General features: G+C 61.2%; 14 protein-coding genes. 9 read left to right on the plus strand and 5 right to left on the minus strand.

What is annotated here, in order from left to right; all coding sequences use genetic code 11:
- Nucleotides 1-37 precede the first annotated feature (37 nt).
- From lptB to lptC, 3 genes are all read right to left on the minus strand, one after another.
- Nucleotides 38-820 (minus strand): LPS export ABC transporter ATP-binding protein, encoded by a 783-nt coding sequence (gene lptB, locus C5L12_RS02525; protein WP_105370707.1) that lies wholly within the window; start codon nt 818-820, stop codon nt 38-40.
- Nucleotides 821-856: 36 nt separating this feature from the next.
- On the minus strand, nt 857-1315 hold the full coding sequence (locus tag C5L12_RS02530; RefSeq protein ID WP_245422742.1) for an LptA/OstA family protein: 459 nt from the start codon (nt 1313-1315) through the stop codon (nt 857-859).
- A gap of 117 nt (nt 1316-1432) precedes the next feature.
- Nucleotides 1433-2101 carry an LPS export ABC transporter periplasmic protein LptC gene (lptC, locus tag C5L12_RS02535; RefSeq protein ID WP_105370708.1) on the minus strand — a complete coding sequence of 223 codons (669 nt, stop codon included), beginning with the start codon at nt 2099-2101 and terminating at the stop codon, nt 1433-1435.
- 210 nt (nt 2102-2311) lie between these two features.
- Between lptC and sppA the strand changes: the two genes are divergently transcribed.
- From sppA to C5L12_RS02550, 3 genes are all read left to right on the plus strand, one after another.
- Entirely contained in the window at nt 2312-3268 is a 957-nt protein-coding gene (gene sppA, locus C5L12_RS02540) for a signal peptide peptidase SppA (protein WP_105370456.1), read from the plus strand.
- A gap of 26 nt (nt 3269-3294) precedes the next feature.
- Entirely contained in the window at nt 3295-3594 is a 300-nt protein-coding gene (locus tag C5L12_RS02545) for an integration host factor subunit beta (RefSeq protein ID WP_105370457.1), read from the plus strand.
- Nucleotides 3595-3699: 105 nt separating this feature from the next.
- The gene (locus C5L12_RS02550; RefSeq protein WP_105370458.1) at nt 3700-4035 is read left to right on the plus strand and encodes a lipopolysaccharide assembly protein LapA domain-containing protein; all 336 of its coding nucleotides are present in this window, start codon (nt 3700-3702) and stop codon (nt 4033-4035) included.
- 12 nt (nt 4036-4047) lie between these two features.
- Here C5L12_RS02550 and C5L12_RS02555 read toward each other — a convergent pair whose 3' ends face one another.
- Complete coding sequence (locus tag C5L12_RS02555) at nt 4048-4503, minus strand: SRPBCC family protein (RefSeq protein ID WP_105370459.1); 456 nt, start codon at nt 4501-4503, stop codon at nt 4048-4050.
- A gap of 183 nt (nt 4504-4686) precedes the next feature.
- Here C5L12_RS02555 and C5L12_RS02560 point away from each other — a divergent pair, with 183 nt between their 5' ends.
- From C5L12_RS02560 to olsB, 5 genes are all read left to right on the plus strand, one after another.
- Nucleotides 4687-5790, plus strand: a complete 1104-nt coding sequence (locus C5L12_RS02560) for a class I SAM-dependent methyltransferase (protein WP_425350728.1) — start codon at nt 4687-4689, stop codon at nt 5788-5790.
- Nucleotides 5787-6647 (plus strand): TrmH family RNA methyltransferase, encoded by an 861-nt coding sequence (locus C5L12_RS02565; protein WP_105370460.1) that lies wholly within the window; start codon nt 5787-5789, stop codon nt 6645-6647. Before C5L12_RS02560 ends, C5L12_RS02565 begins: the two co-directional genes overlap by 4 nt.
- A complete protein-coding gene (gene lspA / locus C5L12_RS02570) occupies nt 6644-7135 on the plus strand; it encodes a signal peptidase II (protein ID WP_105370461.1) in 492 nt (163 codons plus the stop codon). Before C5L12_RS02565 ends, lspA begins: the two co-directional genes overlap by 4 nt.
- A 55-nt stretch (nt 7136-7190) precedes the next feature.
- Nucleotides 7191-8969 carry a hybrid sensor histidine kinase/response regulator gene (locus C5L12_RS02575; RefSeq protein WP_105370462.1) on the plus strand — a complete coding sequence of 593 codons (1779 nt, stop codon included), beginning with the start codon at nt 7191-7193 and terminating at the stop codon, nt 8967-8969.
- Between the two features lie 99 nt (nt 8970-9068).
- Nucleotides 9069-9941 (plus strand): l-ornithine N(alpha)-acyltransferase, encoded by an 873-nt coding sequence (gene olsB / locus C5L12_RS02580; RefSeq protein WP_105370463.1) that lies wholly within the window; start codon nt 9069-9071, stop codon nt 9939-9941.
- A gap of 245 nt (nt 9942-10186) precedes the next feature.
- On the opposite strand, the gene C5L12_RS02585 is transcribed toward olsB, so the two are convergent.
- Nucleotides 10187-12469 (minus strand): NADP-dependent malic enzyme, encoded by a 2283-nt coding sequence (locus C5L12_RS02585; protein WP_105370464.1) that lies wholly within the window; start codon nt 12467-12469, stop codon nt 10187-10189.
- Between the two features lie 205 nt (nt 12470-12674).
- Between C5L12_RS02585 and mutS the strand changes: the two genes are divergently transcribed.
- Entirely contained in the window at nt 12675-15320 is a 2646-nt protein-coding gene (gene mutS / locus C5L12_RS02590; RefSeq protein ID WP_245422743.1) for a DNA mismatch repair protein MutS, read from the plus strand.
- The last annotated feature ends 52 nt before the right edge of the window (nt 15321-15372 follow it).

Below are 15372 nucleotides of genomic sequence, written 5' to 3' on the forward strand. Positions count from 1 at the left end.
AGCGCCGCAGTACGGGAAAGTAAATTTCTTCCGCGCGCTACAGGCTAAACTTGTCGCCCAGGTAAAGGCGGCGAACATCGGGATTGTTGACGATGTCATCGGCCCGACCATGGGTCAGGACTTCGCCTGCGTGAATGATGTAGGCGCGATCGATGAGGCCGAGCGTCTCGCGAACGTTGTGATCCGTTATCAGAACGCCGATGCCGCGTGCCGTCAAGTGGCGCACGAGGTTCTGAATATCGGAAACCGAAATCGGGTCGACGCCTGCAAAAGGTTCGTCGAGCAGCATGAAGGCCGGGTCGGTCGCAAGTGCGCGGGCGATTTCGAGCCTCCGCCGTTCGCCGCCGGACAGAGCGACTGCCGCGGACTTACGAAGCTGGCTGATATGGAATTCTTCCAGAAGCTCGTCGAGCTTGCGCTCCCGCTTGTCCTTGTCCGGTTCGTGCACTTCGAGCACGGCACGAATATTTTCCTCCACCGTCAGGCCGCGAAAAATCGACGCTTCCTGGGGCAGGTAGCCGACGCCGAGCCGAGCCCGGCGATACATCGGCATATGGGTGACCTCGTTGCCGTTGATGGCGATCATGCCTTCATCGACCGGTACGAGCCCGGTAATCATGTAGAAGCAGGTTGTCTTGCCCGCGCCGTTCGGTCCGAGCAGCCCGACCGCCTCGCCGCGGCGCACGACCAGCGAGACGCCGTTGACGACGCGGCGCGTATCATAGGTCTTGGAAAGGCCGTGCGCCACCAATGTCCCCTCGTAGCGCGCTTTGTCGCGTGCAACGAAGGGTTCTGGCGCAGACGGCTTCCTGGCCGACAGACGGGAGAGCAACGGTGTTTTCACGAGATATGTCTATTATTGCTTCTGTTGCGGCTGCCGCGACTTCGGGTCGAGCAGGATTTCGACCCGGCCGCCGCAGGCATCGAGCTTGGCTTGGCCCGTTTCCATCAGCACCGTCAGCTTACAGCCCTTAAAGACGTTGGGGCCTTCCGACAGGACAACCTGCTTTCCTGAAAGCACGAAGGTTTGTGTCGCCATGTCGAACTCGCCTTTTTCGGCGGTCGCCTGCTGGGTGCCGGAGGTCAGGAAAACGGTATCGTCCAGGAAGATCTTATCGATATTGGCGTTGCCGGACGTTACGGACGCGCCTTCACCGGTATAGAGGACGGTCATCTTGCCGGCCTTCATCGTGGTCGAGCCTTGCACGACCTGGACGTTGCCGGTGAAGAAGGCTTTCTTTTCCTGTTCCTTGATCTCGAGCTGATCGCTCTGGATCTGGATCGGCTGGTCGTTGGAGAGCTTCAGGCCCTCCATCTGGCTGGTTGTCGATTGGGCGGAGGCTGTTGCGGCAAAACAGCACGCGAAGCTTGCCGCGATCAAGAATGCGGTATTCCGGTTGAGAAGGCGGCGATTAGTCATGACGGCCGGGCTCTATTTGCCTTGGTTGCGGATGGCGGTAGGATCGAGATGGACGCGAACCTGACCTTTGAAGGTGATGGTGCGTCCCTTATCCGTTATCTTTAAAGAGTCTGCAACAATCGAACCTTCCTTCATCGAAATGTCGACGGGATCGGGCGTATCCATGACGCCGGCATTGACATCGAGATGTGCGGATTTGAAGCGGGCGGTGATCCCGTTGGAGAGGTTGACGTCGAAGGGAGCGGTGAGGTCGAGCATGTCGGTGCCGCGGTCGAAATCGGCGCCGGTGGCAATCACGCGGGCGATCACGTCGTCGTTGACGGGTACGGCGGCCTTGACGTTTTCAAGCGTGATCTTGTTCGGGTTCTCGATATCTTGAAGGGCGCGGTTGGCCGTCATCGAATAGCTGATGCCGTCATTGTTGCGGCCGGAAATGGCTGGCCGTTCCATGACGATCTTGCCGTTCTCGATGCGGGCGTTTTCGATGGACAGATTTTCCGGCAAATAGGCGCGGATGATGGAAACGCCGATGAATGCCGCCGAGATCACGGCTGCGGCGATTGGCAACAGGACCTTCAGCTTCCGTACCATGGCGGAATGCGCAAGCGCGGCCTGATATGCATCCGCCTGGGGCTGCAGCGCCAGCGCAAGGCCTGCCGTTTTTCGGATATTCTGCAGCATGGGTGCCGGATAGGTCCTTCTTTGCCTGCCACCGCCGCGGCGCCATTCGAATGGCGCCGGCATGCATCGGGCAGGCTTTCGTTGTCCGCCAATATGGTTTTTATTCATCAACAAACAATAACGGACAATATAAAAACGTGATGTGCGCCGCTGCAAAACGCGCTAGAGAGCCTATTTAGCAACGGAAGCGCATTTCAAAGGGCATTTTCCATGGATCAAATGGCAATCGCGGACAGGCGGAACCTGCGCCGCAAGCTGAGCTTCTGGCGTATCGTCGCCCTGGTTTTCCTGGTCGGCATCGGCTTCGCGCTCTATCGCACTGCTTTTGGCGAAGGCGCCGGATCCGCGGTGCCCCATGTTGCCCGTATCGAGATTTCGGGGCTGATCACCGATGACAAGGAACTGCTGGAGCGGCTCGAGCGGATCGCCGAGAGCGACCGCGCCAAAGCCCTCGTCGTTTCGATCTCTTCGCCCGGCGGTACGACTTACGGCGGGGAGCGTATTTTCAAGGCCATCCGCAAGGTGGCGGAAAAAAAGCCCGTCGTTTCGGATATCCGCACCCTTGCTGCCTCGGCCGGTTACATGATCGCCACTGCAGGCGATCAGATCGTCGCTGGCGAAAGCTCGATTACCGGTTCGATCGGCGTGATCTTTCAGTATCCGCAGGTCGATGAGGTGATGAAGAAGGTCGGTGTTTCGCTGGAAGAGATCAAATCGGCGCCGCTGAAGGCTGAGCCTTCTCCCTTCCACCCGGCGAGCGAAGAAGCAAAGACGATGATCCGCAACATGGTGATGGACAGCTATGCCTGGTTCGTCGATCTCGTTGCAGACCGCCGGAAGCTGCCGCGCGACGAGGTGCTGAAGCTCGCAGACGGGGCGATCTTCACGGGTCGCCAGGCGCTAACGGCCAAACTGGTCGACAAGCTCGGCGGCGACGAGGACATCCGCGTTTATCTGGAATCGCGTGGCGTCTCTAAGGACCTGCCGGTTGTCGACTGGAAGGAGCGGAACTCGTCGTCGTCCTTCTGGCTTGCGAGCATGCTTGGCCAGTTCGTCAAGCAGACCGGCCTGGGCGAGGCCATCGCGCCGGATATGCTCCGCATCTTCGGCGCGGACAAGTTGTTCCTTGACGGTCTGGTCTCGGTTTGGCAGGTTGGGCGCGGTTGAAAATCTAGTTTTTTCAGGGGGCAACCGTGATCAAGTCAGAACTGGTGCAGATCGTTGCAGCTCGCAATCCGCATCTCTACCATCGCGACGTCGAGAACATCGTGAACGCCGTGCTCGACGAGATCACGGATGCCCTTGCCGCCGGAAACCGGGTCGAATTGCGTGGCTTCGGCGCCTTTTCGGTGAAGAATCGTCCCTCCCGTTCCGGCCGCAACCCGCGCACCGGCGAAAGTGTGTTCGTGGAAGAGAAATGGGTTCCCTTCTTCAAAACCGGCAAGGAACTCCGCGAACGCCTGAATCCGGATCTTGCCGACGAAGAGGATTAATCCTCTGTGGCGCGGCTTTGCGTCGCCCTTGAAACCCCATAAAGCGCGCCTATTCTGCAACAGACGCCGGTAAAGCGGCGATTGACCTGTTGCCGGAGATTACCCATGGACAAGCTCAAAAAGATCCTCAGCCTCGTGATCTTCGTGCCGCTCGGGATCATATTGATCGTGCTGGCGGTGGCGAACCGTCAGATGGTGACGCTTGCACTCAATCCATTCCGGCCGGAAGACAGCGTGCTGGCCGTCAGCGCGCCTTTCTTCCTGTTCCTGTTTCTTGCCCTTCTCTTTGGCATGCTGGTCGGCGCGGCTGTGACCTGGTGGAGCCAGGGCAGGCATCGCAAGCAGGCTCGTGTCGAGGCACGCGAGGCAGTGCGCTGGCAGAAGGAACACAAGGCTGCCGTAGGCGGTCAGCCGGCCTCTCGGCAACTGGTTTCCAAATAGACGGGCTTTGGCCTAAGCTTGCCCGGTCTTTGCCATCACCGCTTTGTTGAAGTCTGCAAAGAACTGGCCGGCGAGTTTTTGCGATGTCGAATCGATGAGGCGAGAGCCGAGCTGGGCGAGCTTGCCGCCGACCTGCGCTTTCGTCGAATAGCGCAGCAAGGTTTCGGAGCCGTCTTCCAGCAGCGTCACGGTTGCCGATCCCTTGGCGAAACCGGCGATACCGCCCTTGCCTTCACCGGAAATCGTGTAGCTCTCCGGCGGGTTGACGTCGGACAAGGTCACTTCGCCGGAAAAATTCGCCGAAACCGGACCGATCTTCAGCTTGACCGCCGCGACAAGTTCGGTCGGCGATTTCTGCTCAAGCGTCTGACAGCCCGGAATGCACTGGCGGAGAATTTCCGGATCGTTGAGTGCCTCCCACACCACTTGGCGGGGTGCTGCAATTCGTTCTTCGCCGCCCATATCCATGTCGTGATCCTCCCAAGACCTGTGGCGGTACTATTGCTGCGGCGTCTCGTTTTGCCAAGGGGAACATTGGTGGGCGTGTGGCCCGATGAATAAAACGCGGCATCTGTCCGGCAGTGACTTTGAAGAATGCCGGGCAAATGCTATCTGCTGCCCCACGATTACCAATCTGAGCGGATGAGCGCATTGAAGAACAAGGAAAGGCGGCCGGCAAAGAAGGTTCAGGCCGCTGCCCCAAAAACGGCTGCGCGCGGTCCGGCGGCGTCAGCCAAGCCGCAGCCGGCAAGGCAGGCGGCCCGCGCCCCGGAGAAGGCCGCAAAGCATGCGGCCGCAACGGCACCAGCGGAAACGCGCGCGCTTCTTGCCCGCCAGGGGGAGAGGCCGGTTGAACGGGTGCCGGTCATCCTGGAATCCTCCGGCGCAGGTGATTTCCACCTGATCGACAGCGGCAACGGCTTGAAGCTGGAGCAATACGGTCCGTATCGCATCGTCCGGCCGGAGGCGCAGGCGCTCTGGCAGCCGTCGCTTCCCGCCCATGTATGGGAAAAGGCGGATGCGGTCTTCACCGGTGATACGGACGAGGACGGCATGGGCCGCTGGCGTTTCCCGAAGGATGTTCTTGGCGAAACCTGGCCGCTATCGCTGCTCGGGGTTGATTTTCTCGGCCGCTTCACGGCCTTCCGGCATGTCGGCGTCTTTCCCGAGCAGATCGTTCATTGGGACTGGATGAAGCGTCGGGCCGAGGAGGCGAACCGCCCTGTCAAGGTGCTGAATCTCTTTGGTTACACCGGTGTGGCCTCACTTGTTGCAGCCGCCGCTGGCGCCGAGGTCACGCACGTTGATGCCTCCAAAAAGGCAATCGGCTGGGCCCGCGAAAACCAGGCGCTGGCGCGGCTTGAAAAGGCGCCGATCCGCTGGATCTGCGAGGATGCCATGAAGTTCATCCTGCGGGAGGAACGCCGTGGCAACCGCTATGACATCATCCTCACCGATCCGCCAAAATTCGGCCGTGGCCCCAACGGTGAGGTCTGGCAGCTCTTCGATCATTTGCCACTGATGCTGGACATCTGCCGGGAACTGCTTTCGCCGAAAGCGATCGGTCTGGTTCTCACGGCCTATTCGATCCGCGCGAGCTTCTATTCCATTCACGAACTGATGCGCGAGACGATGCGCGGTGCAGGCGGCGTGGTGGAATCCGGCGAACTTGTCATTCGCGAGGCCGGACTGGACGGCAAGAGCCCCGGCCGGGCCTTGTCCACGTCCCTTTTCAGTCGCTGGGTACCCGCATGACCGACGAATATCACAAGACTGGGCCACGACGCGTCGGCCAGGTGAAGGAAGTCACTTCGCTCGCCAACCCGATCATCAAGGATATCAAGGCGCTAACCAACAAGAAGGACCGCGAGGAGAGCGGCACTTTCATGGCCGAAGGCCTGAAACTCGTCATCGACGCGCTGGAACTCGGCTGGTCGATCCGCACGCTCGTCTATTCCAAGGCAGCCAAGGGCAAGCCGCTGGTCGAACAGGTGGCGGCAAAGACCGTGGCACACGGCGGGCTGGTTCTGGAAGTGAGCGAAAAGGTGCTGTCGTCGGTCACCCGCCGCGATAATCCCCAAATGGTTGTCGGCATCTTCGAACAGCGCTGGAAGAAGCTCGACGATCTGAAACCGGCCAGGAACGAAACGCTGGTGGCGCTCGATCGGGTCCGCGATCCGGGCAATCTCGGCACGATCATCCGGACGGCTGATGCGGCGGGAGCGTCCGCCGTTGTCCTCGTCGGCGAATCCACCGATCCGTTCTCGCTGGAGACGGTTCGTGCCACCATGGGCTCGGTCTTTGCCATGCCGGTGGTGAAATGTTCCGCAGAGGAGTTTCTCGCCTGGCAGAAGCGTTCCGGCGTCGAGGTCGTGGCCACGCATCTCGCCGGCGCCGTCGACTACCGGACCGTCGATTATGCCGGAAAGCCGGTTGTGCTTTTGATGGGCAACGAGCAGTCCGGCCTGCCGGACAACCTCGCCAGGGCTGCCGATCGCACGGTCCGGATCCCGCAGCAGGGGAGGGCGGATTCGCTGAACCTCGCCGTCGCCACCGCCATCATGCTGTTCGAGGCGCGGCGCCACCTCCTGACCCTGGACGAGAAGAAATGACCGAACGCGCCACCTTTCTTTCAAGGCCGTTGGTGGCCCTGATCGTCATCGTCGTAGCTGTCGTCCTCGATCAGGTGGTGAAGATTGCCGTCGAAAATTATCTTCCCATGGAAGAAGCCGTGCCGTTGCTGCCCGTCCTGGCGCTTTACCGCACCTATAATCTGGGCGTCGCTTTCTCCCTTCTCTCGGGAATGGAGCGCGAATTCATCATCGGTATGCGAATCGTCATCGTCGCCTTCGTCGTCTGGCTCTGGCGGCGCACTCCGAGGGATCGGGCTTTCGCCCATGCGGGCTTCGCATTGATCATTGCTGGTGCGATCGGCAATCTGATCGACGGTTTTCTATATGGCCACGTGATCGACTACATTCTTTTCCACACGGCAACCTGGTCCTTTGCGGTGTTCAATCTGGCCGATAGCTTTATCACCGTGGGTGCCGGCCTGGTGGTCCTTGACGAGCTTTTCGGACCGAAAACCGCCGATCAGTAAAATTTTACCTGATTGCTCTAAGGATTGGGAAAGAAACCTCGGTAGTCTTCCCCATATGCGCGACATTGCCGAAATACATGAGCGTATCGCCAAAGCGTTCGCGTCTCCCACCTCGGTCGAAAATGCCGAACCGGTGGAGGAGCAGGCTGTGCCTGCCTTGGGCCTTGGTCCACGCGAACAACCCCGCCCACCGGCCAATGCGGTCGCGGCGCTGTTTTCCCGCATCTTTGAATGGCGCCGCAGGCGCACGGTTTCCCGCCTGCATCAGGCCTGGAAAGATGCCGAGGCTGCCAGTGCGGCAAAATCCCGGCAGATCGCGACGGTTGTGCATGAAATCCGCACGCCGCTGAACGGCATCCTCGGGATGACCCATCTGCTCGGCCAGACGAAGCTGACCGCAGAGCAGCAGAACTATCTGAGCGGCATCCGCCAGTCCGGTTATGCCCTGGCGCAGCTCGTGGAGGACCTGCTCGACTATTCGACGTTGGAGGCAGGCCGCTTCAAGCTCAACAATCGCGCCGAGAACCTGCGGCATGTGATCGAAAGCGTGGTTGAACTGCTGGCGCCTCGTGCGCACGAAAAACGCATCGAAATCGCCGCCACCGTAGACGCCGATCTCCCGGATCTGCTGGACTTCGATCCAGCGCGCATCCGGCAGGTGCTTTTCAACGTGATCGGCAATGCCGTTAAGTTCACCGCGGAGGGCGGCGTTCTGGTGCGGGCCTGTGTCGACAACGGCAATGTAGCGATTGCGGTCATCGATAGCGGTCCCGGCATGACGCCCGACGAACAGCGGCGGATCTTCGGTGAGTTCGAACAAATGGGCACCGCTGAAGCGCGCAGCGGAGGCACCGGGCTCGGCCTCGGAATTGCCTCTCGCATCCTCACCGAATTCGGCGGTTCTCTGTCCGTTGCGAGTCGCAAGGGAAGCGGCAGCACCTTCACGATCCGCTTTCCGCTGCAGCTTGCGGAAGTTGCGCAATCCGGCACCGTCGAGCGTAACCAGTTGCTGGCCCGCTCCCGTGTCTTGCTTCTGGCGCCCGATGGCCCGGCGGCGAGGGCGATGGTCGCGACCATCGAGACCCTGGGCGGTCGCTGCCGGCACGTGTCGAATACGGCGGAGGCCCAGATGCTGATCGACCGGGCGGAAGCCGGGCCTGTGCCCTACACCGATCTCATCGTCGACCACCGGCTGGCATCCGACTACGCCAATGAAAAAGCGCATGCGCCGCTGCACCGTATCCTGCTTGTCAACCCGGAGGAACGAGCCTCCCAGCCGCAGGATTTCTTCGATGCCTGGCTCATTCGGCCGCTTCGCGAGAAATCGCTGATCGACGTGCTGAGCGGCCTGCTCAGGGGGTTCGGCACGCGCGATGCGCTGAACGACAACCAGGTGCCGCCGGCGCCCGTGATCGAAAAACAGGTCGATGGTCTTTCTATCCTGCTCGGTGAAGATGATCCGGTCAGCGCCCTGCTCACCCGTTCCATTCTCGTAAAGGCAGGGCATCGCGTCATCCTCGCCGAAGATTTTCCCGCATTGCTGGAAGATGCGCTGCGGGAAGAGGCCCGGCCCGATCTGGTTATCTCGGATATGCATATGCCGGGAGGGACGGTACTCGACCTACTCTCGGCATTGCGCAAGGTAGAGAACCAGGGCGGCCTCGCACCCGTTCCGGTCATCGTCCTCACCGGAGAAAGCCGGGAAAATATCCGGCGGGAGGCCCTCCTTAATGGCGCGAGCGTTGTCTTGGGCAAACCGGTCGACCCGCTGAAGCTTCTGGACGAGATCCAGGCTCTGGACGCGGCCGCGTCCGGTCGTCAACAGATCCGTTGACGGAATCACTACCGGAACATATTGTCACAAAAGTTGTCACGTTCCTGTTGCAGAGACGTGATTTATGGCGGTGATCCAACCGGTACGGGACGAATCACCATGACACTTGAACTCCTGAACCGTAACTTGACCTCTGAAAAAACCCAGTCGCCGGCACCTGCCCCGGCAAGCGGCGATACCTTCGGCCGCATAGGCACGCTGGAAACCCGGCTTGCACGCAATGATCGCGAAATCGACGCCGCGCAGGCCGTGCGTTACCGCGTCTTTGTCGAAGAGATGGGCGCGACCCTGAATTCGGACGCCATGCGGCGCCGGCGCGATGTCGATTCCTATGACGCTATCTGCGACCATCTGCTTGTGATCGACCATGCGATTGAGGGCGATATCGAGGACCAGATCGTCGGCACCTATCGCCTGCTGAGGCAGGACGTGGCGCTCGCCAACGGCGGCTTCTATTCGGCCTCCGAGTTCGACATCGAGCCGCTGCTCTCCCGTCACCCGGACAAGCAGTTCATGGAACTTGGCCGTTCCTGCGTATTGCCGGATTATCGCACCAAACGCACCGTCGAACTGCTCTGGCAGGGCAACTGGGCCTACTCGCTGAAACACGGCATGAGCGCCATGTTCGGTTGTGCCTCCTTCCCGGGAATCTACCCGGAGGAGCACGCGCTGGCGCTGTCCTTCCTGCATCACACGGTTTCTACCAAGGGGGAGTGGGCAGTCTCCGCCCGTCCGGAACTCTATCGCAAGATGGATCTGATGCCATTCGAAGGCGTCAACGCCAAGAAGGCGCTGATGGCCCTGCCGCCGCTGATCAAGGGCTATCTGCGTCTCGGTGCGATGATCGGCGACGGTGCCGTCGTCGACCACGCCTTCAATACGACCGACGTGCTCGTCGTCTTGCCGATCGCCTCGATCTCCAGCCGCTACGTCAACTACTATGGCGCCGACGCCGGCCGGTTTGCGAGCTAACGCACCAGCCTGATTGGCCCGTTATATTGCGCGATCGTTCGTCCGGAGTCAGCAGCGGCATGCCTTCGGTCATGCTCTGCTTGCCAGCTCTGGCGATCACAAAACCCTCTCCTTTTGCCGCCTCCTCGACAAAGTGCGACAGATGAGTTTTCGCTTCATGAATATTGACCGTCTTCGTGGCAAAAGTAATCGAGTGGACTTAGTTTACTAAACTTCGTCCACCCGGGTGCTGTCTTCACTGGGGCTCACGTCCCGGCATTGTAAGCTGCGATCGCCGCCATGTTGACGATGTCGCTGTCCTTGGCGCCCATCGAAGTGATCTGCACCGACTTGTCGAGTCCGACGAGTAGCGGTCCGATGACTGTCGAAGCGCCAAGCTCCTGCAGCATGCGTGTCGAGATCGATGCCGAATGGATCGCCGGCATGACGAGCACGTTGGCGGTGCCGGAAAGCCGGCAGAACGGGTACTGCTCCATGCGGTGCGGATTGAGCGCCACGTCGGCTCCCATCTCGCCATCGTATTCGAAGTCCACCCGCCGCTGGTCGAGGATCTTCACCGCCTCGCGCACCCGTTCGGAACGCTCGCCGATCGGCTGGCCGAAGGTGGAATAGGCAAGCAATGCAACGCGCGGCTCGTAACCCATGCGCTTGGCAACGCGTGCGGCTTCGACGGCGATATCGGCGATGTCCTCGGCATTCGGCATGTCGTGGACCGCCGTATCGGCGACGAAGATCGTCCGGCCGCGCGAGATCACTAGCGAGACGCCGATCACCTTGTGGCCGGGCTTGGGGTCGATGCAGCGGCGAATATCCTGCAGTGCGGTCGCGTAGTTGCGGGTCGTGCCGGTTACCATCGCGTCCGCGTCGCCAATCGCCACCATGGTCGCGGCAAAGTGGTTGCGGTCGTTGTGAATGAGGCGCTGGACGTCGCGATGCAGGAATCCTTGCCGTTGCAGCCGGGCGTAGAGATGATCCGTATAAGCCTCGACCCGATTGGAAAGGCGGGCATTGAGGATTTCGATGCCGGGGCGGTCGAGCTCTATGCCGGCCTTTTCCGCTGTCGCGCGGATCACGTCGTCGCGGCCGAGCAGGATTGCGGTTCCGAGTTCCTGATGGCAGAAGGAGATCGCCGCCCGCATGACCTGTTCTTCCTCCGCCTCCGCGAAGACCACCCGTTTCGGAAAGCGGCGCACGCGCTCGTAAATGCCTTGGGTGGTAGCGGCGATGGGGTCGCGGCGGGCGGAGAGCTCGCGGCCATAGGCGGCAAGGTCCGTAATGTTCCTGCGCGCCACGCCGCTTTCCATTGCCGCTTCCGCAACGGCGACCGGGATCGCCGAAATCAGCCGCGGATCGAACGGCACGGGGATAATATATTGAGCGCCGAAGCGCGGCCGGTTGCCCTGGTAGGCCGCGGCGACATCGTCCGGCACGTCTTCCCGTGCCAGTTTGGCAAGGGCTCTGACAGCCGCGATCTTCATCGCATCGTTGATCTGGCTTGCCCGAACGTCGAGAGCGCCCCGGAAAATGTAAGGAAAGCCGAGGACGTTGTTGACCTGATTCGGATAGTCCGAGCGGCCGGTCGCCATAATCGCATCGTCACGGATACGGGCGACTTCTTCCGGCGTGATTTCCGGATCCGGGTTCGCCATGGCGAAGATGATCGGCTTGTCGGCCATGGAGCGGATCATCTCTTCGCTGAAGGCGCCTTTCTGGGAAAGGCCGAACACGACATCCGCGCCCTTCATCGCCTCTTCAAGCGTCCGCTTGCTCGTCTTCACCGCATGCGCCGATTTCCACTGGTTCATACCCTCGGTGCGCCCCTGGAAGATGACGCCCTTGGTGTCGCAGAGGATGATGTTTTCCGGATTGAAGCCCATCGCCTTGATGAGTTCGACGCAGGCGATCGCCGCAGCCCCCGCGCCGTTGCAGACGAGCTTCGTCGTCTTGAGGTCGCGTCCGGTCAGTTCCAGCGCATTGATGAGGCCGGCGGCGGCAATGATTGCCGTGCCGTGCTGGTCGTCATGGAAGACCGGGATATCCATCAGCTCGCGCAAGCGGCTTTCGATGATGAAGCACTCCGGCGCCTTGATATCTTCGAGATTGATGCCGCCGAAGGAGGGGCCGAGGAAGCGCACGCAGTTGATGAATTCGTCGACGTTCTCGGTATCGACCTCGAGATCGATGGAATCGACGTCGGCAAAGCGCTTGAAGAGGACGGACTTGCCTTCCATGACAGGCTTGGAGGCAAGTGCCCCGAGATTGCCGAGGCCGAGGATCGCCGTGCCGTTGGAGATGACGGCGACCATATTGCCGCGCGTCGTGTAATCGTAGGCGGTGGCAGGATCGGCCGCGATCGCCTTGACGGGCACGGCGACGCCAGGTGAATAGGCGAGCGAAAGATCGCGCTGCGTCGCCATCGGTTTGGTCGGATTGATCTCGAGTTTCCCGGGTCGGCCTTCGGAATGAAAGTCGAGCGCCTCCTGTTCGGTCACGGATGTGCGCGTGCGGGCCTTGTCGTTGACGGGCATGTCTCCTCCAGCTTTCAGCTTTTTGTGGGCAGCCGTCCTCCAGGCCGCGGCAGATTATTGTCTTTCAGGGGCCAACATCGATAGTGTCGCCAATTCCTGTGCGCAACAAGAAATCGGTTCTGTGACCCAATTTGAAAGATTCTCCATCGAAGCCCTGAATGCAGCCGAGCTTGCCTCGGAGGAAAGCCGCGCGTCCGCGACGCCGATGATGGAGCAGTATATCGAGATCAAGGCGAACAACCCCGGTTCGCTGCTCTTCTATCGCATGGGTGATTTCTACGAACTGTTCTTCGAGGATGCGATCGATGCGTCCCGCGCGCTCGGCATCACCCTGACGAAGCGTGGCCAGCACATGGGCCAGGATATTCCCATGTGTGGCGTGCCCGTGCATGCGGCGGACGACTATCTCCAGAAGCTGATCTCGCTCGGCTTCCGCGTTGCCGTCTGCGAACAGGTGGAGGACCCGGCGGAAGCAAAGAAGCGCGGTTCGAAATCGGTCGTAAAGCGCGATGTCGTCCGGCTCGTGACGCCGGGCACGATCACAGAAGAAAAGCTGCTCGTCGCCTCCGAATCCAACTATCTGATGGCGCTCGCCCGCATCCGCGGCTCCTCGGAAGCGCAAATGGCGCTTGCCTGGATCGACATCTCGACCGGCGTCTTCCGGGTCGCTGAAACCGATCCGTCGCGCCTGCTCGCCGATATCCTGCGCATCGATCCGCGCGAGCTGATCTTGGCTGACACTATTTTCCACGATGCGGAGTTGAAGCCGGTCTTCGACATGCTGGGCAAGGTTGCCGTGCCGCAGCCATCCGTTCTGTTCGACAGCGCCAGCGCCGAAGGCCGGATCGCCCGCTATTTCGGTGTCGGCACGCTGGACGGCTTCGGCACCTTCTCCCGCTCCGAGCTGGCCGCCGCCGCGGCCGCGGTCGCCTATGTGGAAAAGACCCAGATTGCCGAACGCCCGCCGCTCGGCCGGCCGGAACGCGAAAGCGGCGCCTCGACGCTCTTTATCGATCCCGCCACCCGCGGCAACCTGGAACTCACCCGCACACTGTCCGGTGAACGCGAAGGCACTCTCCTGAAGGCGATCGACCGCACCGTCACCGGTGGCGGCGCTCGTCTGCTCGCCGAGCGGCTGATGTCACCGCTGACTGATCCCGACCGCATCAACCGGCGGCTCGACTCGATTTCGTTCCTCTTGGAGGAGCCTGGGCTCTGCTCCGAGCTTCGTTCTTCGCTGAAACACGTGCCGGATATGCCGCGTGCGCTGTCCCGTCTGGCGCTGGATCGCGGCGGTCCGCGCGATCTCGGCAGCATCCTGCAGGGGCTGGAAGCGGCGCGCGGCGTGGCGGCCTTTCTTGATGGTGCTCTGCTGCCGGAAGAGCTCGGCAATGCGCTCACCGATTTGAAAGCCCTTCCGCTGCACCTGGAATCGATGCTTGGAAACATGCTGGCCAAGGAACTGCCGCTCCTGAAGCGCGACGGCGGCTTCCTGGCCGAAGGCGCCCATTCGGAGCTGGACGAGGTCCGTGCCCTGCGCGATCAGTCGCGCCGGGTGATTGCCGCGCTCCAGCTTCAATATGCCGAGGAAACCGGCATCAAATCGCTGAAGATCAAGCACAACAACGTGCTTGGCTATTTCATCGAGGTCACGGCCGGCAATTCCGGCACGATGACAGACACGCCGGAGGGCAAGGCGCGCTTCATCCATCGCCAGACCATGGCAAGCGCCATGCGCTTCACCACGACCGAGCTTGCAGATCTTGAAAGCCGCATCGCCAACGCTGCCGATCGGGCGCTGACGATCGAGCTCGAAGCCTTCGGCCAGATGGTCGAGGCCGTTACCGCCGAAGCCGAGGCGATCAAGGCTGGCGCCCGAGCACTCGCCGTCGTGGATGTGGCCGCCGGTCTCGCCATGCTCGCCGAGGAATGGAACTACCGCCGCCCCGTCGTTGATGCCTCCCGCATGTTCGCGATCGAAGGGGGCCGCCATCCCGTCGTCGAACAGGCGTTGCGCCGGCAGTCCTCGGGTCCCTTCATCGCCAACGACTGCGATCTTTCCCCGTATGGGACCGGCGAGTTCGGCGCGCTCTGGCTGCTGACCGGTCCGAACATGGGCGGCAAGTCGACTTTCCTGCGCCAGAATGCGCTGATCGCCATCCTTGCGCAGATGGGCTCCTTCGTACCCGCGACGTCAGCCCATATCGGCATCGTCGACCGGCTTTTCTCACGCGTCGGTGCATCGGATGACCTGGCGCGCGGCCGGTCGACGTTCATGGTGGAGATGGTCGAGACGGCGGCGATTCTCAATCAGGCGACCGACCGGTCGCTGGTCATCCTGGACGAGATCGGCCGCGGCACCGCCACTTTCGATGGCCTGTCGATCGCCTGGGCGGCGGTCGAGCACCTGCACGAGGCGAACCGGTGCCGCGGCCTCTTTGCTACTCATTTTCATGAGCTGACGGTGCTGTCGGAAAAGCTCACCCGCCTCTCCAACGCCACGATGAAGGTCAAGGAATGGGACGGCGAGGTGATCTTCCTGCATGAGGTCGGCCCAGGTGCTGCCGACCGCTCCTACGGTATCCAGGTCGCCCGGCTTGCCGGCCTGCCTGATTCCGTCGTTGCTCGCGCTCGCGACGTTCTCACCAAGCTGGAAGATTCCGACCGCAAGAACCCGGCAAGCCAACTGATCGACGACCTGCCGCTCTTCCAGGTCGCAGTGCGCCGTGAAGAAGCCAAACGCGCCGGGCCGTCGAAAATCGAGGAAGCGCTGAAGGCAATCAATCCAGACGACATGACACCGCGCGAGGCATTGGACGCGCTTTATGCGCTGAAGAAGCAGCTGAACTGACAGCTTTTGATCTGAGAGCAAGACGGCCGGCGCATCCTGCGGCGGTCTCTTC

Source organism: Neorhizobium huautlense (assembly GCF_002968575.1).
Taxonomy (GTDB): Bacteria; Pseudomonadota; Alphaproteobacteria; order Rhizobiales; family Rhizobiaceae; genus Neorhizobium; species Neorhizobium huautlense.

Bases quoted from the DNA above. Each gene is read 5' to 3' on its own strand.
- C5L12_RS02530 (WP_245422742.1), bottom strand. From the start codon at position 1,315: ATGGAGGGCCTGAAGCTCTCCAACGACCAGCCGATCCAGATCCAGAGC.
- lptC (WP_105370708.1), bottom strand. From the start codon at position 2,101: ATGCTGCAGAATATCCGAAAAACGGCAGGCCTTGCGCTGGCGCTGCAG.
- sppA (WP_105370456.1), top strand. From the start codon at position 2,312: ATGGATCAAATGGCAATCGCGGACAGGCGGAACCTGCGCCGCAAGCTG.
- C5L12_RS02550 (WP_105370458.1), top strand. From the start codon at position 3,700: ATGGACAAGCTCAAAAAGATCCTCAGCCTCGTGATCTTCGTGCCGCTC.
- C5L12_RS02555 (WP_105370459.1), bottom strand. From the start codon at position 4,503: ATGGATATGGGCGGCGAAGAACGAATTGCAGCACCCCGCCAAGTGGTG.
- C5L12_RS02565 (WP_105370460.1), top strand. From the start codon at position 5,787: ATGACCGACGAATATCACAAGACTGGGCCACGACGCGTCGGCCAGGTG.
- lspA (WP_105370461.1), top strand. From the start codon at position 6,644: ATGACCGAACGCGCCACCTTTCTTTCAAGGCCGTTGGTGGCCCTGATC.
- C5L12_RS02575 (WP_105370462.1), top strand. From the start codon at position 7,191: ATGCGCGACATTGCCGAAATACATGAGCGTATCGCCAAAGCGTTCGCG.
- olsB (WP_105370463.1), top strand. From the start codon at position 9,069: ATGACACTTGAACTCCTGAACCGTAACTTGACCTCTGAAAAAACCCAG.
- C5L12_RS02585 (WP_105370464.1), bottom strand. From the start codon at position 12,469: ATGCCCGTCAACGACAAGGCCCGCACGCGCACATCCGTGACCGAACAG.
- mutS (WP_245422743.1), top strand. From the start codon at position 12,675: ATGATGGAGCAGTATATCGAGATCAAGGCGAACAACCCCGGTTCGCTG.